This window comes from Aquabacterium sp. A3 (assembly GCF_038069945.1).
Classification (GTDB): domain Bacteria; phylum Pseudomonadota; class Gammaproteobacteria; order Burkholderiales; family Burkholderiaceae_C; genus Aquabacterium.
The window spans coordinates 1,295,098-1,317,110 of record NZ_JBBPEV010000001.1 but is presented as its reverse complement, the minus strand read 5'-3'; the positions used below and the strand labels follow the sequence as shown (position 1 = coordinate 1,317,110).

Annotated in this window: 20 protein-coding genes; 11 read left to right on the top strand and 9 right to left on the bottom strand. The window is 65.6% G+C overall.

Annotation, left to right across the window (positions count from 1 at the left end; genetic code table 11):
• Window positions 1-10: 10 nt before the first annotated feature.
• Window positions 11-892, bottom strand: a complete 882-nt coding sequence (locus WNB94_RS05815; protein ID WP_341389016.1) for a metal-dependent hydrolase — start codon at window positions 890-892, stop codon at window positions 11-13.
• Between the two features lie 333 nt (window positions 893-1,225).
• Here WNB94_RS05815 and groES point away from each other — a divergent pair, with 333 nt between their 5' ends.
• From groES to WNB94_RS05800, 3 genes are all read left to right on the top strand, one after another.
• Window positions 1,226-1,516: a co-chaperone GroES gene (gene groES, locus WNB94_RS05810; RefSeq protein ID WP_341389014.1), complete on the top strand. Its 291-nt coding sequence runs from the start codon at window positions 1,226-1,228 to the stop codon at window positions 1,514-1,516.
• Between the two features lie 58 nt (window positions 1,517-1,574).
• Window positions 1,575-3,215 carry a chaperonin GroEL gene (gene groL / locus WNB94_RS05805; protein WP_341389013.1) on the top strand — a complete coding sequence of 547 codons (1,641 nt, stop codon included), beginning with the start codon at window positions 1,575-1,577 and terminating at the stop codon, window positions 3,213-3,215.
• 159 nt (window positions 3,216-3,374) lie between these two features.
• Complete coding sequence (locus tag WNB94_RS05800) at window positions 3,375-3,959, top strand: DUF3617 family protein (protein ID WP_341389011.1); 585 nt, start codon at window positions 3,375-3,377, stop codon at window positions 3,957-3,959.
• A 14-nt stretch (window positions 3,960-3,973) separates the two neighbouring features.
• On the opposite strand, the gene WNB94_RS05795 is transcribed toward WNB94_RS05800, so the two are convergent.
• The 5 genes from WNB94_RS05795 to WNB94_RS05775 form a co-directional block, all read right to left on the bottom strand.
• Window positions 3,974-5,260, bottom strand: a complete 1,287-nt coding sequence (locus WNB94_RS05795; RefSeq protein WP_341389010.1) for an NAD(P)/FAD-dependent oxidoreductase — start codon at window positions 5,258-5,260, stop codon at window positions 3,974-3,976.
• A gap of 79 nt (window positions 5,261-5,339) precedes the next feature.
• A complete protein-coding gene (locus WNB94_RS05790; protein ID WP_341389009.1) occupies window positions 5,340-6,746 on the bottom strand; it encodes a TolC family protein in 1,407 nt (468 codons plus the stop codon).
• 49 nt (window positions 6,747-6,795) lie between these two features.
• Complete coding sequence (locus tag WNB94_RS05785; protein ID WP_341389007.1) at window positions 6,796-7,005, bottom strand: YgaP family membrane protein; 210 nt, start codon at window positions 7,003-7,005, stop codon at window positions 6,796-6,798.
• Window positions 7,006-7,026: 21 nt separating this feature from the next.
• Window positions 7,027-10,290: an efflux RND transporter permease subunit gene (locus WNB94_RS05780; protein ID WP_341389005.1), complete on the bottom strand. Its 3,264-nt coding sequence runs from the start codon at window positions 10,288-10,290 to the stop codon at window positions 7,027-7,029.
• 13 nt (window positions 10,291-10,303) lie between these two features.
• Window positions 10,304-11,365: an efflux RND transporter periplasmic adaptor subunit gene (locus WNB94_RS05775; protein WP_341389003.1), complete on the bottom strand. Its 1,062-nt coding sequence runs from the start codon at window positions 11,363-11,365 to the stop codon at window positions 10,304-10,306.
• A gap of 123 nt (window positions 11,366-11,488) precedes the next feature.
• On the opposite strand from WNB94_RS05775, the gene WNB94_RS05770 reads away from it, so the two are divergent.
• The 5 genes from WNB94_RS05770 to WNB94_RS05750 all read left to right on the top strand — a co-directional run bounded on the left by WNB94_RS05770 (window position 11,489) and on the right by WNB94_RS05750 (window position 15,863).
• Entirely contained in the window at window positions 11,489-11,824 is a 336-nt protein-coding gene (locus WNB94_RS05770) for an ArsR/SmtB family transcription factor (RefSeq protein WP_341389002.1), read from the top strand.
• A gap of 74 nt (window positions 11,825-11,898) precedes the next feature.
• Window positions 11,899-12,603, top strand: coding sequence for a molybdate ABC transporter substrate-binding protein (gene modA, locus WNB94_RS05765; protein ID WP_341389001.1), 705 nt, complete (start codon window positions 11,899-11,901; stop codon window positions 12,601-12,603).
• Window positions 12,587-13,288 carry a molybdate ABC transporter permease subunit gene (gene modB / locus WNB94_RS05760; RefSeq protein ID WP_341389000.1) on the top strand — a complete coding sequence of 234 codons (702 nt, stop codon included), beginning with the start codon at window positions 12,587-12,589 and terminating at the stop codon, window positions 13,286-13,288. Before modA ends, modB begins: the two co-directional genes overlap by 17 nt.
• 2 nt (window positions 13,289-13,290) lie before the next feature.
• Window positions 13,291-14,376 carry a molybdenum ABC transporter ATP-binding protein gene (gene modC / locus WNB94_RS05755; RefSeq protein WP_445819043.1) on the top strand — a complete coding sequence of 362 codons (1,086 nt, stop codon included), beginning with the start codon at window positions 13,291-13,293 and terminating at the stop codon, window positions 14,374-14,376.
• Window positions 14,377-14,543: 167 nt separating this feature from the next.
• Window positions 14,544-15,863: a lipase family protein gene (locus tag WNB94_RS05750; RefSeq protein WP_341388998.1), complete on the top strand. Its 1,320-nt coding sequence runs from the start codon at window positions 14,544-14,546 to the stop codon at window positions 15,861-15,863.
• Between the two features lie 4 nt (window positions 15,864-15,867).
• Here the strand turns inward: WNB94_RS05750 and WNB94_RS05745 are convergent, their stop codons facing one another.
• Window positions 15,868-16,497, bottom strand: coding sequence for a TetR/AcrR family transcriptional regulator (locus WNB94_RS05745; RefSeq protein ID WP_341388997.1), 630 nt, complete (start codon window positions 16,495-16,497; stop codon window positions 15,868-15,870).
• Between the two features lie 117 nt (window positions 16,498-16,614).
• Here WNB94_RS05745 and WNB94_RS05740 point away from each other — a divergent pair, with 117 nt between their 5' ends.
• Complete coding sequence (locus tag WNB94_RS05740) at window positions 16,615-17,253, top strand: hypothetical protein (RefSeq protein ID WP_341388995.1); 639 nt, start codon at window positions 16,615-16,617, stop codon at window positions 17,251-17,253.
• A 99-nt stretch (window positions 17,254-17,352) separates the two neighbouring features.
• Window positions 17,353-18,282 (top strand): GDP-L-fucose synthase, encoded by a 930-nt coding sequence (fcl, locus tag WNB94_RS05735; protein WP_341388993.1) that lies wholly within the window; start codon window positions 17,353-17,355, stop codon window positions 18,280-18,282.
• A gap of 11 nt (window positions 18,283-18,293) precedes the next feature.
• Here fcl and WNB94_RS05730 read toward each other — a convergent pair whose 3' ends face one another.
• Entirely contained in the window at window positions 18,294-18,461 is a 168-nt protein-coding gene (locus tag WNB94_RS05730) for a DUF3149 domain-containing protein (RefSeq protein WP_341388992.1), read from the bottom strand.
• 109 nt (window positions 18,462-18,570) lie between these two features.
• On the opposite strand from WNB94_RS05730, the gene WNB94_RS05725 reads away from it, so the two are divergent.
• The gene (locus WNB94_RS05725; protein ID WP_341388991.1) at window positions 18,571-20,853 is read left to right on the top strand and encodes a patatin-like phospholipase family protein; all 2,283 of its coding nucleotides are present in this window, start codon (window positions 18,571-18,573) and stop codon (window positions 20,851-20,853) included.
• Window positions 20,854-20,873: 20 nt separating this feature from the next.
• Here WNB94_RS05725 and WNB94_RS05720 read toward each other — a convergent pair whose 3' ends face one another.
• Complete coding sequence (locus WNB94_RS05720; protein WP_341388989.1) at window positions 20,874-22,004, bottom strand: protein-glutamate methylesterase/protein-glutamine glutaminase; 1,131 nt, start codon at window positions 22,002-22,004, stop codon at window positions 20,874-20,876.
• Window positions 22,005-22,013: the final 9 nt, after the last annotated feature.

Here is a 22,013-nt window from a genome sequence, read left to right as displayed (position 1 = left end):
CTGGAGGCGCTCAGTGTGCTGCCTGAAACAGCGCATCGCCGGCGCGCATGGGGTCGCCGGTCTCCTCAAAGGTCTGTACCCACACGGGGTAGCTGTGGATCACCTTGTGCTGCCAGGGGTGGAAGCCCGGACGGTAGTAATCAAGCAGGTTTCGTGTGTTGCGCGCAAAGATGCCGCCGGGGCCATACAGCCACCACGCGCCCTTGGTGCACAGCCACAGGCGTTGGGCCAGCGAGAACTTGTCGGCCACCAGCAGGCGGTTGGTCAGGCGCATGCTGTCCACCACCACCTTGTACAGGGCGTGGGTCATGGCCGCACAGCGCATGACATAGCCCACCTTGGCCACGTCCTTCATCACATCAAAGGCCACGGCCTTGTGCTCCATCTCTTCGATGGCGTGCCACGCCCACATGGCCCGCACGTTCGGGTCGGCGGGGGCCATCACGTCTTTCGACTCGAACAGCATTTGCGCCATCATGGCCGTGAAGTGCTCGAACGCGGCCGTCAGGGCCAGGTTGTACTGGGCCGAGTACTGACGGGTGTATCGGTCGAACAAGGCCTTGGCGTCGGTCAGGATGCGGTCCACATCACAACCCTGTTGGCGCAGCAGGTCGTTGTAGTGCGTGTGGGCGATGCCGTGCTGACCCTCCTGACGGATGAAGTTCTTCACGTCCTCGGCCATTTTGGGATCGGTGATCAGGTGGCGAAACGCCCGCACGCTGGTGATGAAGTAGCGCTCGCCATCCGGGAAGGCGGCCTGCATGCCATCAAACAGCCGCGTCTTGAAGGCGTCGCCGCCGTACCACCAGCGGGGGGTCTTTTCGTCCAGCGAAAAATCCAGCTTTTCGCGCGGAACGATGGCGTGTCGGTCTGGCGTGTTCTTGTGTCGCATCGTGTGTCTCCATAGGCGATGGCCTGGATTTCAGTTTACGTAACAAGTAGATACTTGACGTATACGTCATCGCGACACATGGGCATCGTGCGCGACATATGACCGCCTAAGGGGGGGCGAGGGTCATCCCGCGACCTCGGGTTAGCCCGAATGTCGATGGGATTCCGCCCCCCTCTTGAAACTTCTCAAGCCGTCCCTATAATCTGTTAGCACTCGCCTGGTATGAGTGCTAGCGACGGTGTCACCGCGCTGCGTCTGCCAGGCCCCACCCCGGCACGAGTGTGACTCGTGCCTTTCAATGTCAACCCGATGTCTCAAGAGACAGGAGAAGTCATGAAACTGCGTCCCCTGCACGATCGCGTGATCGTCAAGCGCCTGGAACAAGAAACCAAGACCGCTTCGGGCATCGTCCTGCCCGACGCCGCCACCGAGAAGCCTGACCAAGGCGAGATCCTGGCCGTGGGTCCTGGCAAGCGCAACGACAAAGGCGATTTCGTGGCCCTGAACGTTCAGGTGGGTGACCGCGTGCTGTTCGGCAAGTACTCGGGCCAGACCGTCAAGGTCGATGGCGAAGAGCTGCTGGTGATGCGCGAAGAAGACCTCTTTGCCGTTGTCCAGAAGTGATCCGCACGCGCTGATCCTGCTTACCTGACACCCCCATTTACTGATTTCGGAGATACACATGGCAGCAAAAGACGTCGTGTTCGGCGGCGAAGCCCGCGCACGCATGGTTGAAGGCGTGAACATCCTGGCCAACGCCGTGAAGGTGACCCTGGGCCCCAAGGGCCGCAACGTGGTGCTCGAGCGCTCGTTCGGCGGCCCCACCGTGACCAAGGACGGTGTGTCCGTGGCCAAGGAAATCGAACTGAAGGACAAGCTCCAGAACATGGGCGCCCAGATGGTCAAGGAAGTCGCTTCCAAGACCTCGGACAACGCCGGTGACGGCACCACCACCGCCACCGTGCTGGCTCAGGCCATCGTGCGCGAAGGCATGAAGTACGTGGCCGCCGGCATGAACCCGATGGACCTCAAGCGCGGCATCGACCGCGCTGTGGCCACCCTGATCGACGAGCTCAAGAAGATCAGCAAGCCCACCACCACCTCCAAGGAAATCGCCCAGGTTGGCACCATCTCGGCCAACAGCGACGCTGACGTCGGCCAGATCATCGCTGACGCGATGGACAAGGTGGGCAAGGAAGGCGTGATCACCGTGGAAGACGGCAAGAGCCTGAACAACGAACTGGAAGTCGTTGAAGGCATGCAGTTCGACCGCGGCTACCTGTCGCCCTACTTCATCAACAACCCCGAGAAGCAAGCCGCGCTGCTGGACAACCCCTTCGTCCTGCTGTATGACAAGAAGATCAGCAACATCCGCGATCTGCTGCCCACGCTGGAGCAAGTGGCCAAGTCGGGTCGTCCCCTGCTGATCATCGCTGAAGAAGTTGACGGCGAAGCCCTGGCCACCCTGGTGGTCAACACCATCCGCGGCATCCTGAAGGTTGTGGCCGTCAAGGCCCCTGGCTTCGGCGACCGTCGCAAGGCCATGCTGGAAGACATCGCCATCCTGACCGGTGGCAAGGTCATCGCTGAAGAAGTGGGCCTGTCGCTCGAGAAGGTGACCCTGGCCGACCTGGGCCAAGCCAAGCGCGTGGAAGTGGGCAAGGAAAACACCACCATCATCGACGGTGCTGGTGCCGCTGCCGACATCGAAGCCCGCGTCAAGCAGATCCGCATCCAGATCGAAGAAGCCACCAGCGACTACGATCGTGAAAAGATGCAAGAGCGCGTGGCCAAGCTGGCCGGCGGCGTGGCCGTCATCAAGGTCGGTGCTGCCACCGAAGTCGAGATGAAGGAAAAGAAGGCCCGCGTGGAAGACGCCCTGCACGCCACCCGTGCTGCTGTGGAAGAAGGCGTGGTGCCTGGCGGTGGCGTGGCCCTGCTGCGCGCCAAGCAAAACGCTGGCGAAATCAAGGGCGACAACGCCGACCAGCAAGCCGGTGTGCAACTGGTGCTGAAGGCCATCGAAGCCCCCCTGCGCGAAATCGTGGGCAACGCCGGTGGCGAAGCCTCGGTGGTCGTCAACGCCGTGCTGCAAGGCAAGGGCAACTACGGCTTCAACGCCGCCAACGACACCTATGGCGACATGATCGACATGGGCATCCTGGACCCCACGAAGGTGACCCGCACCGCACTGCAGAACGCCGCTTCCGTGGCTTCGCTGATGCTGACCACCGAGTGCACCGTGTCTGACGCACCCAAGGACGAAGCCGCTGCACCCGGCGGCATGCCTGACATGGGCGGCATGGGCGGCATGGGCATGTGATGCCTGTCTGAACGCGCTGCTCACGCAGACGTTCAATCAAAAGGGCCGCAGCGATGCGGCCCTTTTTTTTCGGCTCCGCACCCTCTCAAGAGGGTATGGGGGATGCCACGGCGCTGCTAAGCTCCACGTCAGTCAAACAATACTGAAGGGGTACAAGCGATGGGTCACACCATGAAGGCGAGGGTGTCTGCAGCGGCGGTGCTGGGCATGTGGGTGATGTCGCTTGGGCAAGTTGCTCAAGCCCAGACACTGCCGGGACGCCCCGGGCTTTGGATTGAATCAACGTCCGGCACCATGAATGGGAATGCCTTGCCGGGCTTGGAGGCGACGCTGGAGGCTTACGGGCCTGAGGTGCACACCCGCGTCCGAGCGGCTTTGAAGCGCTATGGGCTTCCTCTGGATGGCGCGCCGAGCCTGAAGTGCCTGAGCAGCGCCGACTTTGATGTCGATGCCGTGCTTCGTAAAGCAAGGCAGGAGTGCCCTGGTGCACAGGTGGAGAAAACCGCCACGGGCGTGAAGTACCGCGGTACCTGCCAGGGGCAGAGTGGCACCACGGCTTCTGTCGAGGGCGAGGTGCGCATGTCGGCCAAGGGCGACGAGATCGTGTCAAACAACCGCGTGTCGGGCCAGTTCATGAAGGGACGATACGTGTCCGAACACCGCTCCATCCAGAAGTGGATTGGCGGTGATTGCAGCCATCCTCCGGCCGGTGTGGACCGGGAATGGCTGACCATGGATCAATGATCAATGATCAATGATCAAGGCTCCAGGCGCTCGATGCCCAGGGCCTTGAGCACGTACTTCTCGTAGATGGGCTCGGAGTTGCCGGTCTTCATCTTGTGCATGAAGTACTTCTCGAAGGCCACCTTGGCCAGGTGCACCCATTTGCCTTTCTTGAACCAGTTCACATTGCGTGGCGGGATCTGCGGCAGGGCCACGAAGGCGGCGCCGGTGTCGCCCATGTCGGCCAGGCAGATGGCGTTCCACGAGCCACGGGCCGTGGCCTCGCGCCCTTCGATCTCACTGGCGATGTTCTCGACGATGGCCGTGACCATGGTCTCGATCATGTAGCCCGTCTTCGGCGCGCCCGTGGGCACGGGCGTGGCCTCGATGGGCGGGATGGCGATGCACACGCCGGCCGAGAAGATGTTGGGGTATTTGGTGCTGCGCTGGTGCTTGTCGACCAGCACCATGCCGCGCGGGTTGCACAGGCCGTCTACCTTCGCCACGGCGTCCACACCCTTGAAGGCCGGGATCATCATCGACATCTTGAAGGGCAGCTGATGCTCCTTGAGCACCTGGCCCTGGTCGTCCAGCTGGGTGACGTGCATCACGCCGTCTTCCACCTTGGTGACCTTGGCGTTGGTGATCCACTTGATGTCGTTGTTGCGCAGCTCCGATTCGAGCATGCCCTTGGAGTCGCCCACGCCCCCTAGGCCCATGTGGCCCACATAGGGCTCGGAGGTGACGAAGGTCATCGGCACCTTGTGGCGCAGCTTGCGGCGGCGCAGGTCGGTGTTGACGATGAAGCCGAACTCGTAGGCCGGCCCGAAGCAACTGGCCCCGGGCATGGCGCCGACGATCACCGGGCCGGGGTCGTCCAGGAAGCGCTGGTAATGCGCCCAGGTGTGCTCGGCATGGTCGATGGTGCAGATCGAGTGGGTGTGGCCTTGCGGCCCCGCGCCTTCGATTTCGTCAAACGCCAGTTTCGGGCCGGTGGTGATGACGAGGTAGTCGTAGCTCACCTCGCTGCCGTCGATCAGCGAGAGCTTGTTGTGCGCCGCGTCGATGGTGTCCACGGCCTTGCCGATGAAGTCGATCTGCTTGCGGGCCAGGTAGGGGCGGATCTCGAAGGTGGTGTCGTCGCGCTGTCGCCAGCCCACGGCCACCCAGGGGTTGGAGGGCACGAACTGGAAGGTCTCGCTGGCGTTGATCACCGTGATGCGATGGTGGGGGCCCAGGCGGTTGCGCAATTCGTAGGCGGCGGGCATGCCGCCCGTGCCGGCGCCCAGTACGACGATGTGCTTCTCGACGATGTGATTCATCTGCGTCTCCTCGCCCCGAACCATGTGGATCGCCCGTGGGCCTCGGGGACGGGCCCAGGGGTGTCGCCTCAGCGTCTGGTCATGGTGTTGATGTGGTCATCGGTGTGGTGCGCAGCCATGCGTTGGCCCGCTCCAGTGAAGATTCGTCCAGCGTGCCGGCCATGGCGTCCAGCCGCAGCCTGCTGAGAAGGGCCTGGTGCTGCGCCAGGGTAGCTTGGCGCTCTGCCTGCAGCCAGTCGCGCTCGGCATCGAGCAGCTCCAGCATCGTGCGGTGGCCCACGTCAAAGCCGGTCTGGGTGGCGCCTCGACGGTCTTGTGCCGACCGCAGGGCCTGCATGGCGGCCTGCCATTGCGCCTGGGCCGATTGCACGCCCAGCCAGGCGGCGCGCACATCGCGTTCCTGCAGTTGCACCACGTCCAGTTGCCGGGCCAGCGCCGCCTGCAGGTTCAGGGCGGCCTCTTGTGCTTGGGCGCCTTGCATGCCACCGGTGTACAGCGGCACCTGCAGTTGCAGGCCCAGCCATTGCTGGCGGTTGCTCACGCGGGCATCCTGACCGGCGGTGGCGTAGGGGCCATCACCGCGAATGCGTTCGTCGCTGACGCGCCCCACGAGGTCGAGTGACCATGGCGCTGTGGCCTGGTGCTTCTCCACCTCGGCGCGGGCCAGTGCCACGCTTTCTTCGGCCATGCGGGCTGCCAGCCCCTGCGTGCGGGCACGCTCCTGCCACTGGGCCTCGGTGTCGATCGACAGCGCGATGGGCGCCTGCTGGGCCAGCGCCCTGGGCTCGGCACTCGCCAGCCCCGTGAGCTGCCGGTAGGCCAGTTGGGCCACGTTCAGGGTTTGTTGGCTTTGCACACGTTGGGCCAGGGCCATGTCGTGTCGGGCCTGGGCCTCGTGCACGGCAGTCACGGGGGCGGCGCCGGTCTGGTAGCGCTCGCGTGCGGCGTCGGCGGCTTTGGCCGAGGCCTGGGCTTCCGCATCGGCGATGCGCACGGCATCCTGGGCTTGCAGCACCTGCAGGTGGGTGTCCACCAGGCGCCAGATCAGGGCTTGGCGTTCGGCCTGGCCTTGCAGCGCCGCCAGGCGGGCCATGGCGGCCAGTTGCTCGGCGTTGGCGCGACGGCTGCCGCCCAGCAAGGGTTGCTGCACCATCAGCGTCACCGCGGTGCCCAGGCCTTGGTCCACCTGGGTGCGAAAGCCCACGTCTTGCGAGGTGCCGAAACCTGGCGCGGTGAAGGCCGCACCGTCCATCTGCGTGCGCTGCGAGGCCCAGCCTGCCCCGGCGTTGAGCAGCACCTGCGGGCGCCACAGGGCACGCCCTTGTTCGGCCTTGGTCTGCCCGGCTTGTGCTTGTGCGACGCTGGCGGCGTAGGCCGGCGAATGGGCCATGACGGCCTGCCATCCCGCCACAAAGTCGGTGGCGGCTGCCGTGGCCAACACGGGTGCCGACAGGCCCAGGCTCAGAAGGAGGTGACGCAGTCTCATGGCGCGGCCTTCGTGATGTTGACGGGTGTTGATGGCTTGTGTTGAAGGTTCATTCGGTGGCCGGCAGGCCCAGCTTGCGCAGGATGCGCTCCATCAGGCACCAGCGCGTCACGCCGCTTTGCAGCAGGTTGATGCCCACGAAGGCGGTGAAGCCCAGCCAGCCCACGTGCTGGAACACGGGGCTGCCTTCGATGCCGAGGGCCAGCGACAGCAGGATGAAGGTGCCGGCGATGACGCGGGTGAGTTGCCAGGAAGTCATGGTGGTTCTCCTTGTGAGGGGTCAGGCGCCGTGTTGACGGCGGTAAGTGCGGAAGTACAGCAAGGGGATGACGACCAGCGTCAGCACGGTGGAGACCAAGATGCCGAAGATCAGCGAGATGGCCAGGCCGTTGAAGATGGGGTCGTCCAGGATGAAGAAGGCGCCGGCCATGGCCGCCAGCGCGGTCAGGGCGATGGGCTGGGCGCGGGTGGCGGCCGAGCGGATCACGGCCTCGCTGAAGGCCATGCCCTCGCTCACCTGCAGCTCGATGAAGTCCACCAGCAAGATGGAATTGCGCACGATGATGCCGGCCAGGGCGATCATGCCGATCATCGAGGTGGCCGTGAACTGCGCGTTCAGCAGGGCATGGCCCGGCATCACGCCGATCACCGTCAGGGGGATGGGCGCCATGATGATCAGGGGCGTCACGTACGAGCCAAACTGCGCCACCACCAGCAGGTAGATCAGGATCAGGCCCACGCCATAGGCGGCGCCCATGTCGCGGAAGGTCTCGTAGGTGATCTGCCATTCGCCATCCCACTTCAGCGAGATGCCGCGGTAAGGATCGGTGGGCTGGGCGATGAAGTGCTCGGCGATCTGGCCGCCCGGCACTGTCAGGCTGGCGATGTCCTGGCGCATGCCGAACAGGCCGTACAGCGGGCTGTCCAGGCCGTCGTCGCGCGACATGTCGGCCACGACCATGGTCACGGGCAGCAGGTCTTTGTGCCAGATGGGCAGGTCGGCCTCGTCACGCCGGGTTTGCAGCAATTCGCCCACGGGCACCAGCGCACCCGTGGCGGTGCGCACGGGCAGCTTGCGCAACTCGGTGGTGTCGCCGCGTGTGGTGTCGGGCAGCATCAGCATCAAGGGCACGGGGTATTTGGATCCGTCGTGCAGGTGGCTGACAGCCTCACCCGACAGGCCGGCACGCAGGCTGCCCACGATCGAGGCCTGAGGCACGCCCAGCAGGCCCGCGCGTTGGCGGTCCACGCTCAGGAACTCACGCGGCGCGGGGGGCGCGTCGGAGGTGTCGATGTCCACGATGCCCGCACTGCGGTGGAAGACGGCCTGCACCTGCTCGGCCGCCGCGCGACGCGACGCGTCATCCGGCCCATAGACCTCGGCCACGATGGGTGAGATCACCGGCGGGCCCGGAGGCACTTCCACCACCTTCACGCGGCCGCCATGCGCCAGCGCAATGCGCTGCAAGGCCGGGCGCAGGCGCGTGGCGATGGCGTGGCTCTGGTCGTCGCGGTGGTGCTTGTCCACGAGGTTGACCTGGATGTCGCCCACCTCGCCACCCGCGCGCATGTCGTACTGCCGCACGAGGCCGTTGAAGTTGATGGGCGCGGCCGTGCCGGCGTAGACCTGCCAGTTGAGCACCTCCGGCGCCTTGGCCAACTCCAGCGTCATCTCTTGCAGCACGGCGGCGGTTTTCTCCACCGGGGTGCCGCCGGGCATGTCCAGCACCACCTGGAACTCCGACTTGTTGTCAAAGGGCAGCATCTTCAGCACCACCAGACCCGCCACCGGCAGCGACACCGACAGCGCGATCAGCACCAGCACGCCACCCCAGAGCTTGAGGCGGTTGCCATGGCCACGTTCGCGGTCCAGGAAGGGCGTGAACAAGCGGGTGAAGAAAGGCAGCAGCTTGCCGGTCAGGCCAGCGTGGGCAGTGTGATCGCCTGAGGCATCGCTCGACGTCGGCAACTTCAGCCAGCGGTTGGACATCCACGGCGTGAGCACGAAGGCGATCGCCAGGGAGATCAGCATGCCCATTGATGCGTTGATGGGGATGGGGCTCATGTAGGGGCCCATCAGGCCGCTGACGAAGGCCATGGGCAGCAGGGCCGCGATCACGGTCAAGGTGGCCAGGATGGTGGGGCCACCCACTTCATCGACGGCGCCCGGAATGATCTCCACCAAAGGCTTGCCGGGGTGCAGCAGCATGTGGCGGTGGATGTTTTCCACCACGACGATGGCGTCGTCCACCAGGATGCCGATGGAGAAGATCAAAGCGAAGAGCGACACGCGGTTGAGCGTGAAGCCCCAGGCCCAGGAGGCGAACAGCGTGGCCGTCAGCGTCAGGGCCACAGCGATGCCCACGATCAGGGCCTCGCGTCGCCCCAGGGCGATGAACACCAGGGCCACCACCGAGGCGGTGGCGAACAACAGCTTCTGGATGAGCTTCTGAGCCTTGTCGTTGGCGGTCTCGCCGTAGTTGCGGGTCACGGTCACGGCCACGTGGTCGGGGATGACGGTGTTGCGCAATTCGTCCACGCGCTGAAGCACGGCGTTGGCCACGTCCACGGCATTCTCGCCCGGCTTCTTGGTGATCTGCAGGGTGACGGCGGGGGTTTCTCGCACCTGGCCGCTTTGGCCGTCATTGGCTTTGTCCTGGACCTTTTCACCAAACCACACCAGGCGTTGCACGGGCAGGGGGCCATCGACCACGGTGGCCACGTCGCGCAGGTAGACAGGCTTGCCGCCACGGGCGCCCACCACCAGCCCGGCCACCTCATCGGCGTTGCTCAGGAAGGGGCCGGCCTCCACCTCGACGGCCTGGTTGCCCGAGATCACCTGACCCAGCGGCGCGCCCTGGTTGGCCGATTGCAGCACCTGGCGCAGATCGTCCACCGTCAGGCCCGCCTGGCGCAGGCGTGAAGGGTCGAGCTCGATGCGCACGGCGCGGCCGGGCCCGCCAATGGCGCTCACGTCACGCGTGCCGGTCACGCGCTTGATCTCGGCTTCGATGGCGTGGGCCACGCGCTCCAGGTCCAGCGGCGCATCGGGCTTGGCAGCGTCGCGCCCATGCAGGGTCAGCGTGACCACAGGCACGTCGTCGATGCCCTTGGGCCGGATGATGGGCTCGCCCACGCCCAGGTTGGCGGGTAGCCAGTTGCGGTGCGCGGCCACCGTGTCGTGCAGGCGCACGACCGCCTCGGTGCGCGGCACGCCCACCTTGAACTGCACGGTGAGCACCGACACGCCCGAGCGCGACACGCTCATCACGTGCTCGACGCCAGGCATGCGCGAGAACACCTGCTCGGCCGGGATGGTCACCGCCTGCTCCACCTCCTTGGTGGCGGCGCCAGGGAAGGGGATGATGACGTTGGCCATCGTCACGTCGATCTGGGGCTCTTCTTCGCGCGGTGTCACCATCACGGCGAACAAGCCCAGCAGCAAGGCCACCAGGGCCAGCAGTGGCGTGATGCGCGCTTGCAGGAAGTAGCCGGCGATGCGGCCCGAGATGCCCAGCTTGGGGCCCAGTGTCTGCGACGACATGCAGTCCTCCCGATCAGCGTTGGGCAGCGGCGGCCACGGGGTCCAGGGCCACGCGTTCACCGGTGTTCAGGCCCGACAAGACTTCCACCGTCGCGCCGGCGGTGCGTCCGAGGCGCACTTGTCTCAGGCGTGCCTGGCCGTCGGCGCCGACCACATAGACACCGGTCAACTCACCGCGCACGACCACGGCTTGGCGTGGCACGTCAAGCCGTTGGGCGCTGAGCGGCGCGGCCGCGCCATTCAAAGGCAGCACCAGCTTGATGGATTGGCCCGGGGTGAGGCCGCTCACGCCAGCGGGCAAGGGCGCACGCACGGTCACCGTGCGGGTGGCGGGGTCCACCGCCGGCAGCACGTCCAGGCTCAGGCCGGTGATGGGAGCGGTGCCGCCAGCGTCCGCGCTGGCGCCTTGGCGCTGCAGTTGGGGCACGAGCGATTCCGGCACCTGCGCCGTGATGCGCAGCGCGCTGGGGTCGTACACCTGCATGAGCATCTGGCCGGGGCCCGCGGCATCCCCCAGGCTCACCGCCACCTGGGCCACCCAGCCCGCGAAGGGCGCCTTCAGCACGTGCAGGCCCGCCTGGGCGTTGGTGGCTGCCACCTGGGCCTGCATGGCGCGCACCTGTGCATCGGCGGCCTTGGCCTGGGCCTCGGCCTGGTCCAGCGCCGCCTGGCTGATGTAGGACTTGGCAAACAACTGTTGAGCGCGGCGCACTTCGTTGCGCGCCACCACGGCCTGGGCTTGCGCCTGGGCCAATTGCGCCTGACTGCCGGCCACCTGCTGCTGGATCACCGAGGGGTCGATGCGGGCCAGCACCTGCCCGGCCTCGACCCGATCACCTGCACGCACGGCGAGCCCGACGATGCGCCCCGGCACCTGGCTGGCGATGCGCGCGTCGCGCACGGCCTCGACCGTGGCGTCGGTCAGAAAGCGGGGGCCGCCTTGGGGAGCGCCCACCGTCACGGTCTGCAGGCTGGACGGGGCGGCAGAGGCGGGTGGCGTTTGCGCGTGAACGAGCACCATCGGCGTCTGCCAGACCAGGGCCATGGACAAGAACAGGCGGGTGACGTGGGGCATGACCGGACTCCTTGGGGCGCTTGCGTTATGCATCTTTACGTCATAGTATAACCATATGGTTATTAACGCAACTGGAGAATTCGTACAATGGCTCGCAGTTGTTCCACAGGTGGTGCCCCACACATGAATGCCCTTGACGATCAGGCGCTGGACCAGGTGGCCGATTACTTCCGAGCCCTGGCCGAGCCATTGCGCCTCAAGCTGCTCAACGGCTTGCGCGACGGCCCCATGAACGTCAGCGAGCTCACGGCCCTGGTGGGCAGCAGTCAGGCCAATGTGTCCAAGCACCTGGCGGTGCTGGCCAAGGCGGGTTTGGTGGTGCGCCGCTCTCGCGGCACCAGCGCCTATTACGAAATCGGCGATGGGCGCACCTACCAGTTGTGTGATCTGGTGTGTGGGCACATTGCCGACCGGCTGTTGGCCCAGGTGCAGGGCATGACCGGGGGGGCGCGGCCTTGAGGGTCCGCTGGCTTCGCCGCCTTGTTCATGGCCTGAGCGCCTTGATGTGCTCGAGCGTGTGCACGACATCGGTCTTGGCCGATGAAGTTCGGGTGGCCGTGGCCTCCAACTTCGTCGCACCCTTTCAGCACATCGCGCAGGCCTTCACCCAAGCCACCGGACACGCCGTCAGGGTGTCGGGTGCCTCCACCGGCAAGCTCTACCTGCAAATCCGCAACGGCGGGCCATTCGAGGTCATGCTGTCGGCCGATGACGAGACCCCGCGCAAGCTGGTCGCGCAAGGGCATGGTGTATCAGGCAGCGCCTTCACTTACGCCCTGGGCAAGCTGGTGTTGTGGAGCGCGCACCCTGAGGTGGTCGATGCCGAAGGCCGTGTGCTGCGCGACGGCGCATTCCAGCGCTTGGCTGTGGCCAATCCCAAGCTGGCACCCTATGGTGCAGCGGCCACCGAAGCCCTCCAGGCCCTCGGGCAGCTGGAACGCCTCACCCCACGTTTCGTGCAGGGAGAGAACATCGCACAAACCTTGCAGTTCGTGTCCACGGGCAACGCCGAGCTGGGTTTTGTGGCCCTGTCGCAGGTGGCCGTGCCCGGCCAAGCTGTCAGCGGTTCGCAATGGGTGGTGCCCGAACACCTGTACACCCCCATTCGGCAAGACGCGGTGTTGCTCAAGAAGGGCGAAGGCCAGCCGGCGGCCGAAGCGTTGATGCGGTTCATGCGGTCGCCTCAAGCACGCCAGATCATCCAGACCTGGGGATACGGCCTTGCCCCTGCACGCTGAAGACTGGCAAGCCCTGTGGTTGACGGCCCGGCTGGCGGCCACCACCACGGTGTTGCTCTTGTTGGTGGGCACCCCCATCGCCTGGTGGCTGGCCCACACGCGCTCGGCGCTCAAAGGGCCCGTGGCGGCGGTGGTGGCGCTGCCGTTGGTGTTGCCCCCCACGGTCATCGGCTTTTACTTGTTGGTGTTGTTGGGGCCTCAAGGCCCTGTGGGTCAGTTCATGCAAGCCATGGGCATGGACCTGTTGCCGTTCACCTTCTCCGGGCTGGTGGTGGCGTGCACCCTGCACTCCCTGCCGTTCGTCGTTCAGCCGCTGCAACAGGCCTTCGAGGCCATCGGCGCGCGTCCGCTGGAGGTGGCCGCCACCCTGCGTGCGTCGCCGTGGGATCGATTCATCACCGTGGCTCTGCCGCTGGCCCGCCCGGGCTTCCTCACGGCAGCGGTGCTGGGTTTTGCGCACACGGTCGGTGAGTTCGGGGTGGTGCTCATGATCGGTGGCAACATTCCTGGCGCCACGCGCGTGCTGTCGGTGGCCCTCTATGGACACGTTGAAGCGCAAGAATGGGCCAACGCCCACTGGCTCGCGGGGGGCATGGTGCTGTTTGGCTTTGTGGTCATGCTGGCGCTGTACCTGCTCAATGCCCGTCGTAGCGCCTTGGGCGGATCACCCGGGGTGCCCACATGAGCATGGGCGACCTCCGGGCACAACTGCAGTTGCACCACCCAGGTTTTGAGTTGTCGGTGAGCCTGTGTTTGCCCGGTCGCGGGGTCAGCGTGCTGCTGGGGCCTTCAGGCTGTGGCAAAACCACGGTCCTCAGGGCGTTGTCTGGTCTGACCCGCGCGTCTGGCAGCGTGCGTCTGGGCGATGAGGTGTGGCAAGACGACGACCTGGGTCGCTGGCTGCCTGTGCATCGGCGACCGCTGGGCATGGTGTTTCAGGAAGCCAGCTTGTTTCCACACCTGGATGTGCGCGCCAACCTGCTGTACGGGCATCGTCGCGTGCCGTCGGGCTTGCATCGCACCACGCTGGACGACGCCATTGAGTTGCTTGGCATCGGCCATCTGCTGTCCCGGCATCCACAGGGCCTGTCGGGCGGTGAGCGTCAGCGTGTGGCCATCGCCCGCGCCTTGCTGACCAGCCCACGCTTGCTGTTGATGGACGAGCCCTTGTCGGCGCTCGACGCGGCACGCAAGGCCGAGGTGCTGCCTTACCTGGAGGCCTTGGCGGTGCACGGGGTGCCCATTGTTTACGTGACCCACGCGCTGGACGAGGCGGCCCGGCTGGCCGATCACCTGGTCCTGATGGAGCAAGGCCGCGTGCAGATGTCAGGGCCCGCCTTGTCACTGATGTCTCGCACCGACACGCCGTGGGCCGCCTTGGATGAGGCCGGCGCCGTGCTCGCCCTGAGCGTGAGGCGCCATGACGAGCCGCATGGCTTGAGCCTGTTGGGCTGGGGCGAAGGCCCCGATCAGGGGCTGTGGGTTGGCCGGGTGTCGGCGCCCTTGGGGCAGGCGGTGCGCTTGCGCATTCTGGCGCGCGATGTGAGTGTGGCGCTGAGTCGTGCGACCGACAGCAGCATGCTCAACATCCTGCCTGCAGTGGTTCGCACTGTGCACCCTCACGGCGACGGCAGTGTCATGTTGGGCCTGGCATTGAGCGCACACCACACCGTGCTGGCGCGCATCACCTCCCGGTCAGCATCGACCCTGGGGCTGCGTGAAGGCCTGCCGGTGTACGCCCAGATCAAGGGCGCCGCCTTGTTGCGCGCCTAGTTGGGGGTTTCTCTGGGGGTGGCCTGGGGTGCACCCTATGCGGTCAAACCCTTGAGTGTCGGTGACGCGGCGCCGGAATGACCAACAGCTGACAGTCTGCTGTCCAGGTGGGCCCAGATACTGGGGATCTTTCGTGTGAAGTTGCACAACCAGAACAGGAGATATCGATGCGATTCCGTTTGACCCCTCGCCCACAGTGGCTCTGTGCATTGCCCGTGGCCTTGTCTGCGCTGGCCTTGCCCGGCACGGCCAGCGCTACCACCGATCCCTTCTTCGAGTTCACCGACACGGCTGCACTGGCCAGCGCGGCGCCCGGCACGGTGCTCAAGAGCCGCACGATCTCTGTGTACGTGGCCGGCTTCAAGACCAAGCTCAAGGCGACGCAACTCGTCTACCGATCGACCGATGCCTTGATGCGGCCGGCAGCCAACGTCACCACCATCTTCACACCCGACTGCGCCACGGCCAGTTGCACCAACAAGAACAAGGTCATTTCGTACCAGTCGTTCTACGACTCGTTGAACCCGGAAGACGGTCCTTCGCGCGCCTATGCGGGGGGCAAGCGCCTGCCCGACCTGCTGCCTGCTGTCGAGACCATTCTGTTTGGCAAGTACGTCAAGCAGGGCTACACCGTGGTGGTGTCTGACACCGAAGGCCAGAAAGCCAACTTTGCCGCAGGGCCCGAGTACGGCTACAACACGCTGGATTCCATCCGTGCAGCGCTCAAGGCCCCGCAGGTCGGCCTGAGCAGCAACGCCCAGGTGGTGATGATGGGCTATTCGGGCGGTGCCATCGCCACCGAATGGGCGGCCGAGCTGGCCCCCAGCTATGCGCCAGACCTCACGCCCAACCTGATCGGCGCAGCCTTTGGCGGCACCCTGGTGAGCCCCGAGCACAACCTGACCTACGTCGAAGGCGCGCCCATCTGGGGCGGTGTGATGCCCATGGCCATCATCGGCGTGTCGCGCTCGTACGAGATCGACATCAAGAAGTACCTCTCTCCGCGCGGCCTGGAGGTCTACGACAAGATGCAGAAGGCCTCGATCGCCTACGTGCTGGGCATGTACCGCAACGTGACCTGGAAGGACCTGGTCAAGCCCGAGTACCAGGACCGCACCAAGATCAAGGAATACGTGGAAGCGGTGAACAAGGTCATCATGGGCACCGGCGGCACCCCTGCCATCCCGCTGCAGATCGGGCAAGGCACCGGCGGCGTGTGGGAGCTCACCAAGACCTCGCCCCTGTGGGGCAAGGGTGATGGCGTGATGCTGGCCGGTGACGTGCGCACCCTGGCTCGTCAGTACTGCGCCCAGGGCGTGCCCGTGCAGCACAAGGAGTGGGGCACCAGCCACTTCACCACCATGGCCCTGTGGCTGCCCTGGGCCACCGACTGGGTGGATGCGCGTTTCGCTGGCAAGGCAGCGCCGCAGAACTGCTCCAGCATCGCCCCCGGCAACCCATTGACCCCCCTGGCCTACAACCCTTGAGGTCTCAGCCCCTCAAGCCGTCAATCAGAGCGTTCAACACGGCGTGCAACTCACGCCTTGCCGAACCAGATTTGACGCCCCATTGAGCCAGTTGGCCGTCGACGTGCATGCGCGCCATGCCGTAGACGGCACTGCGCAACATCAGCGCGAGGCGCTCAGGTGGTACATCCGCCTGAAGGCTGCCCTCGCGCTGCGCCATTTCCACCAGTGACACGGTTCGTGAGCGCACCTCGTTGAAGTGAGCGTGCAGGCTGGGCGACGCATTGAAATCGTAGAGGCGCCGAGCCGATACCAGACGAAATGAGGTGGGGTGTTCCAGCGCCCAACTCAGGAAGCTGTTTCCCATGGTGCGCAGGCGCTCGATCGCCGCTGGTGGCGACCGATGCTGATCGCGCTCGACCATCAAGCGCAGGCGCACGGTGGCCTCTTCCGCGATGGCGGCCATCAAGGACGCATGGTCTGCAAAGTGCCGAAAGGGTGCGCCCGAAGAGACACCGATGCGCCGCGCCACCTCCCGCAGACTGACCTGCTCGTCTCCAGTTTCTTCGGCCAGCGCCAGGGCCGTGTCGATCACGGCCTGGCGCAGGTTGCCATGGTGGTAGTGGGTGCGGTTTGGAGGGGATGCAGGCGTCATGGCTTGAGGCATTGGTGATGTACAAAAAGCACTTCAATGTAAGCAGTGCGTATTTTGGCTTCACCGCATCGCGTTGTCGCATCAGCATGGCGGCCATCACCACTCCCCAAGACGGCCATGCTGGATTCCAACACTTCATCAGCGGCTCTGGCGCTGCGAACAACGTCGCCCTGGCGCGTATGGATCTGGGGCTCAGTGGCCCTGGCGGTCTTGAGCGCCTTGATGTTGTTGAGTCAACCGGACGCGGACGGGGCGCGGCGGCTTGTCCGCGTGACGGCGCGACTGTCTTTGCCGCTGTTTCTGCTGGCCTTCGTGGCATCGGCATGCTGGCGTTGGTGGCCAGGTACGCTCAGCGCAGCGTTGATGTTGCACCGTCGCCAGGTAGGGCTGTTGTTTGCTACATCGCATGCCTGTCACGCTGTGGGTATTCTCTGCCTGTGGATTTGGGCAGAGCCTGCGCTGTGGTCACACCTGACGCCGCTGCTCAGTCGATGGATCGGTGGCGCGGGCTATGTGGCGGTCGTGCTGATGGCAGCGACCTCGTTTGATCCTGCGGTGCAGTGGATGGGCCGGGCACGATGGGTGCTTCTACACCGCCTCTGTGCCTATGTGATCTGGACGGTGTTCGTGCTGTCATGCCTGAAGCGCGTAGGGGCAGCGCCGGTCTATGCCTTGCCCTTGGTCTTGTTGCTGGGCGCGATGCTGCTGCGAGTGTGGCCGCAGCGATCTGCTGCACCGCTCAGCCAGCGCCTCTGAGCGAGGCGTCGATGCCTCTGTCGTTGGCCTTGCAGGTTTGTCGAGACGAGCGGCCGCGCCTGCGCTGTCTATACTGTGCCGAACAGGAGTTTCGTTCCCATGCAATCCAACGCCAAGATTTTTGTGGCCGGCCACCGAGGCATGGTGGGCAGCGCCCTCGTGCGTCGCCTGCAGTCTGCCGGCTACAGCAACGTCATCACCCGCAGCCGCCAAGAGCTTGATCTGCTCAGCCAGCAGGCCGTGCATGAGTTTCTGCAGTCAGAAAAGCCGGATTACCTGTTCATCGCCGCCGCCAAGGTGGGGGGCATCCAGGCCAACAACACCTACCGGGCCGATTTTCTGTACCAAAACCTGGTGATCGAGGCCAACTTGATCCACGGTGCCCACCTGGCGGGCGTGCAGCGGCTGATGTTTCTGGGCTCCAGCTGCATCTACCCCAAGCTGGCGCCCCAGCCCCTGAAGGAAGAGTACCTGCTCACCGGCCCGCTCGAGCCCACCAACGAGCCCTACGCCATCGCCAAGATCGCGGGCATCAAGCTGGCCGAGGCCTACAACCACCAGTACGGGCGCCAGTACACCAGCGCCATGCCCACCAACCTGTACGGCCCCAACGACAATTACGACCTCAACAACAGCCACGTGCTGCCGGCCCTGATCCGCAAGGCGCACGAGGCCAAGCAGCGGGGCGACAGCGAGCTGGTGGTCTGGGGCACGGGCACGCCGCTGCGCGAGTTCCTGCACGCCGACGACCTGGCCGATGCCTGCGTGTTCTTGATGGAAAAGGGCTTTGACGGTCCGTTGATCAACGTGGGCTGTGGCAGCGACGTGTCGATCCGCGAACTGGCCGAGCTGGTGGTGAAGGTGGTGGGCTTTGAAGGCCGCCTCACCTTCGACACCAGCAAGCCCGATGGCACGCCCCGCAAGCTGATGGACGTGGGGCAACTCACGTCACTGGGCTGGACGCCCCGCATCGGGCTGGAAGAAGGCATCGGCCTGGCCTACCAGGACTTCCTCAAGCGTTACACCTGAGGCGGCCTTGTTCACTGGGCGCGACCCTCGCGCACCAGCCGGTCATGTTCTTCCACATCGGCCTTCACGTGGCGGGCCACATACCAGCCGATGTAGCCCAGCATCACGAACATGAAGGCAATGACGGCCAGGCTCATCAGACCGTAGTCGGTGGTGAAGAAGTCGATCCAGGCTTGCATGATGTGCTCCGTTCTTGTCTGAATTGAGTGCCCCAAGGGGTATGTTCATCAGACGCCTTTTTCGGGGCGGTTGCCATGACCCAGGTCAATTCAGAATGACAATCGGCGCATGAGCGTGCGTCTAGTCATTTCGATCCTGGTGGCCACCCTGTTGTCGGTGGTGTCGGCCATGGCCGCCGAGGCGCCTCGGGGTGAGTCCCCGCGCGACGGGGCGTCACAGCGTCCGCGCATTGGCCTGGTGCTCTCTGGTGGCGGTGCCCGTGGCCTGGCCCACGTCGGGGTGCTCAAGGTGCTTGAGCGCGAGCGCATCCCGGTGGACGTCATCGCAGGCACCTCCATGGGGGCCATCGTGGGCGGGCTGTATGCCAGCGGCCTGAGCGCCGCGCAGATCGAAGCCGAGGTCAAGCGGCTGGACTGGGGCAATGTGTTCGCCAGCCGGGTGGATCGTCCCGAGTTGTCTCAGCGGCGCAAAGAGCAGGATTTCGAGGTCTCGCCCCTGATCGAGGTGGGCGTGGGGGCCGATGGCCTGAAGGCCCCGCTGGGCTCGCTGTCCAGCCGGGTGCTGGAGTCGCACCTGCGCCGCCTGACCTTGCCGGCCAGCCAGACCTCGCACTTTGATCGCTTGCCGATCCCGTTTCGCGCCGTGGCCACCGACATGGAAACCGGCCAGCCGGTGGTGATCGAGCAGGGCGACCTGGCCACCGCCTTGCGCAGCTCCATGTCCGTGCCCGGCATTTTTGCCCCGGTGGAGGTTCAAGGGCGCATCCTGGGGGACGGTGGCCTGGTCAACAACACCCCGGTGGATGTGGCCCGGGCCATGGGGGCCGACCGGCTCATCGTGGTCAACGTGGGCACCCCGCTCGCTCCACGCGATACCTTGTCCACGCTCACGGGGGTGACCGCCCAGATGATCAACATCCTCACGGAGCAAAACGTCCAGCGCAGCCTGGCCACGCTGACGCCGCAGGATGTCTTGATCACACCGCAACTGCAAGGGCTGACCTCGGCCGATTTCAGCCGCGCGGTCGAGTTCGTGGAGCTGGGCGAAACGCAGGCCGACGCCATGGTGCTGCGCTTTCAGGACCTGCGCCTGTCAGAGGCCGATTACGCCGCCTGGCGTACAGGCCATCAGTTGCGAGCACCAGCGCCGCAAGAACTGCGTTTTGTGCGCTTTGAAGGCTCCGAGCTGACGCACCCCCAGGCCCGCTCTGACATCCTGCGCTCGCAACCCGGACATGCTTTCAGCGTGGCGGATGCCGAGCGCGACCTGGTCACCCTGGCGGCCACGGGCGATTACCTGCGCACCGACTACCGGCTCGAGCCCGCACCCGATGGAGGACAAGGCCTCGTCTTCATTCTGCAAGACAAGCCCTGGGGGCCCAACTACCTGCAGATGGGGCTTGATTTCAGCGCCGACAACCGTGGGCGCAGCACCTTCGACGTCAAGGTGGTGCACACCCGGCATTGGGCCGACCGCAGCGGCAGCGAATGGCGCAACTTTGCCCGCATCGGTTCGTCACCAGCGCTGTCCACCGAGTGGTGGAGCCCCTGGACGCTCCAGCTGCCAGACGGCCTCAGCGCCTTCTGGTCGGCATCGGCCGCCACGCAGCGCCACACGGTGGACTACCACCTCAATCCGGACGATGACCTGGCCGCCACGGTGCGCCGTCAGCGCAGCGAGCTGGCCCTGGACCTGGGCCTGAACTGGCGCGAGCTGGGCGAATGGCGCCTGGGCTGGGTCAGCCAGAACCTGCGCGACGACCCACGCATCGTGTCATCGGCGCTGTCCGAGGCCAGTGCCTCGGGTGGGCCTGACGTGCAGCGCTGGAAAGAGCAAGGCTGGCGTTTGCGCGCCGTGTTTGACCAACTGGACCACGCCTTCTTCCCGCTCAAGGGCTGGCGGGTGGATGGGCAATGGTTTCATGGGCACCTGAGCGACCGCGGCTCTGCACCGATTGATGAAGGCACGCTGCGTTTGATCAGCCTGCAGGGCCAAACTGTTCACACCTGGGGCAGACACACCTGGAGCCTGCTCGGGCGTGTGTCGCTCAGCGATGGTCCGCAGCCGACCATCGACCGCTATGGCCTGGGCGGCTTCCAGCAGATCTCGGGTTATGCGCCATTTCAGATCAGTGGGCCGCAGGTGGCCCTGGCGCGCCTGGGTTACCGCATTCGCCTCACCGACATGAGCCTCACCCGGGGCACCTACCTGGGCGCCAGCCTGGAGGCCGGCAACGCCTGGCAGCAACGCGAAGAAGTGGGCGAGGGCCGCCTGAAGCTGGGCGGCAGCCTGTACATCGGTGCCGACACGGCGATCGGCCCCGTGTATGGGGCCCTGGGGTACAGCCCGGCGCGCGGCAGCACCTTGATGCTGTTCGTGGGCCGGCCTTGAGCCGGCCTTGAGCACGGGTCTCAGACCCGGCTCAGCGCCTGTCCCACCGTGCTGCGCAGGTGCTCCATCAGGTGCGGGCCGATCTGCTTGAGCGGCAGCACTTCTTGCACGGCCCCGGCCGCAATCGCCTCACGTGGCATGCCGAACACCACGCAGCTGGCCTCGTCCTGCGCCACGCAATAAGCGCCCGCATCCTTCATCTCGCGCATGGCCTTGGCGCCGTCGGCGCCCATGCCGGTCAGCATGATGCCGATGGCGTTGCGTCCCACGAGCCTGGCGGCCGATTTGAACAGCACTTCCACACTGGGTTTGTGGCGGTTGACCGGCTCACCATCCTGCACCCGTGCGATGTAGTTGGCGCCCGAGCGCTCCACGCTCAGGTGCAGCCCGCCCGGTGCGATGTAGGCGTGGCCGGGCAACACCCGCTCGCCATCGGTCGCCTCTTTCACGCGGATGCGGCACAGCCCGTCCAGGCGGGTGGCGTAGCTCTTGGTGAAGCCCGGTGGCATGTGCTGGGTGATGACCACCGCAGGCGCGTCGGCCGGCAGCGTCATCAGCACCTCCTTGGTGGCCTCGGTACCGCCCGTCGATGCGCCGATGAAGATGATCTTTTCGGTGGACAGCCGGCCCAGGCTGGCCGGTGCAGGCGCGGCCGTGCCCGTGGCCGTGCTACTGGCCCCAGCGCTCCCGGTACTGGCCCCCACAGGGGTGCTGCGGGCAGGCGCCGATGGCGTCGGCGCGCGGTTGATGCGTGCCTTCGAGGCGATGCGCACCTTTTCGGTGATCTCGTTGGCCAACTGCTGCAGGCCGTCGGCCACGCCAATCTTGGGCTTGGCCACAAAATCGATGGCCCCCAGCTCCAGCGCCTTCAGGGTCACCTCCGCGCCGCGCTCGGTCAGCGTCGACACCATCACCACCGGCATGGGCCGCAGGCGCATCAACTTGGACAGGAAGTCGATGCCATCCATGCGCGGCATCTCCACGTCCAGCGTGATCACGTCGGGGTTGAGGTTGCGGATCATCTCGCGCGCCACGTAGGGATCGCTGGCCGCGCCGATGCATTGCATGTCGGGCTGCCGGTTGATGATCTCGGTCAACATGCTTCGCACCAGGGCGGAGTCGTCCACCACCACCACTCGAATCTTGGCCATTGGGATTTC

Bases quoted from the DNA above. Each gene is read 5' to 3' on its own strand.
- WNB94_RS05730 (WP_341388992.1), bottom strand. From the start codon at position 18,461: ATGCAAGCCTGGATCGACTTCTTCACCACCGACTACGGTCTGATGAGC.
- groES (WP_341389014.1), top strand. From the start codon at position 1,226: ATGAAACTGCGTCCCCTGCACGATCGCGTGATCGTCAAGCGCCTGGAA.
- WNB94_RS05815 (WP_341389016.1), bottom strand. From the start codon at position 892: ATGCGACACAAGAACACGCCAGACCGACACGCCATCGTTCCGCGCGAA.
- WNB94_RS05770 (WP_341389002.1), top strand. From the start codon at position 11,489: ATGAATGCCCTTGACGATCAGGCGCTGGACCAGGTGGCCGATTACTTC.
- WNB94_RS05750 (WP_341388998.1), top strand. From the start codon at position 14,544: ATGCGATTCCGTTTGACCCCTCGCCCACAGTGGCTCTGTGCATTGCCC.
- fcl (WP_341388993.1), top strand. From the start codon at position 17,353: ATGCAATCCAACGCCAAGATTTTTGTGGCCGGCCACCGAGGCATGGTG.
- WNB94_RS05740 (WP_341388995.1), top strand. From the start codon at position 16,615: ATGCTGGATTCCAACACTTCATCAGCGGCTCTGGCGCTGCGAACAACG.
- WNB94_RS05725 (WP_341388991.1), top strand. From the start codon at position 18,571: ATGAGCGTGCGTCTAGTCATTTCGATCCTGGTGGCCACCCTGTTGTCG.
- groL (WP_341389013.1), top strand. From the start codon at position 1,575: ATGGCAGCAAAAGACGTCGTGTTCGGCGGCGAAGCCCGCGCACGCATG.
- WNB94_RS05745 (WP_341388997.1), bottom strand. From the start codon at position 16,497: ATGACGCCTGCATCCCCTCCAAACCGCACCCACTACCACCATGGCAAC.
- modC (WP_445819043.1), top strand. From the start codon at position 13,291: ATGGGCGACCTCCGGGCACAACTGCAGTTGCACCACCCAGGTTTTGAG.
- WNB94_RS05780 (WP_341389005.1), bottom strand. From the start codon at position 10,290: ATGTCGTCGCAGACACTGGGCCCCAAGCTGGGCATCTCGGGCCGCATC.
- WNB94_RS05795 (WP_341389010.1), bottom strand. From the start codon at position 5,260: ATGAATCACATCGTCGAGAAGCACATCGTCGTACTGGGCGCCGGCACG.
- WNB94_RS05800 (WP_341389011.1), top strand. From the start codon at position 3,375: ATGGGTCACACCATGAAGGCGAGGGTGTCTGCAGCGGCGGTGCTGGGC.
- WNB94_RS05785 (WP_341389007.1), bottom strand. From the start codon at position 7,005: ATGACTTCCTGGCAACTCACCCGCGTCATCGCCGGCACCTTCATCCTG.
- WNB94_RS05790 (WP_341389009.1), bottom strand. From the start codon at position 6,746: ATGAGACTGCGTCACCTCCTTCTGAGCCTGGGCCTGTCGGCACCCGTG.
- WNB94_RS05720 (WP_341388989.1), bottom strand. From the start codon at position 22,004: ATGGCCAAGATTCGAGTGGTGGTGGTGGACGACTCCGCCCTGGTGCGA.
- WNB94_RS05775 (WP_341389003.1), bottom strand. From the start codon at position 11,365: ATGCCCCACGTCACCCGCCTGTTCTTGTCCATGGCCCTGGTCTGGCAG.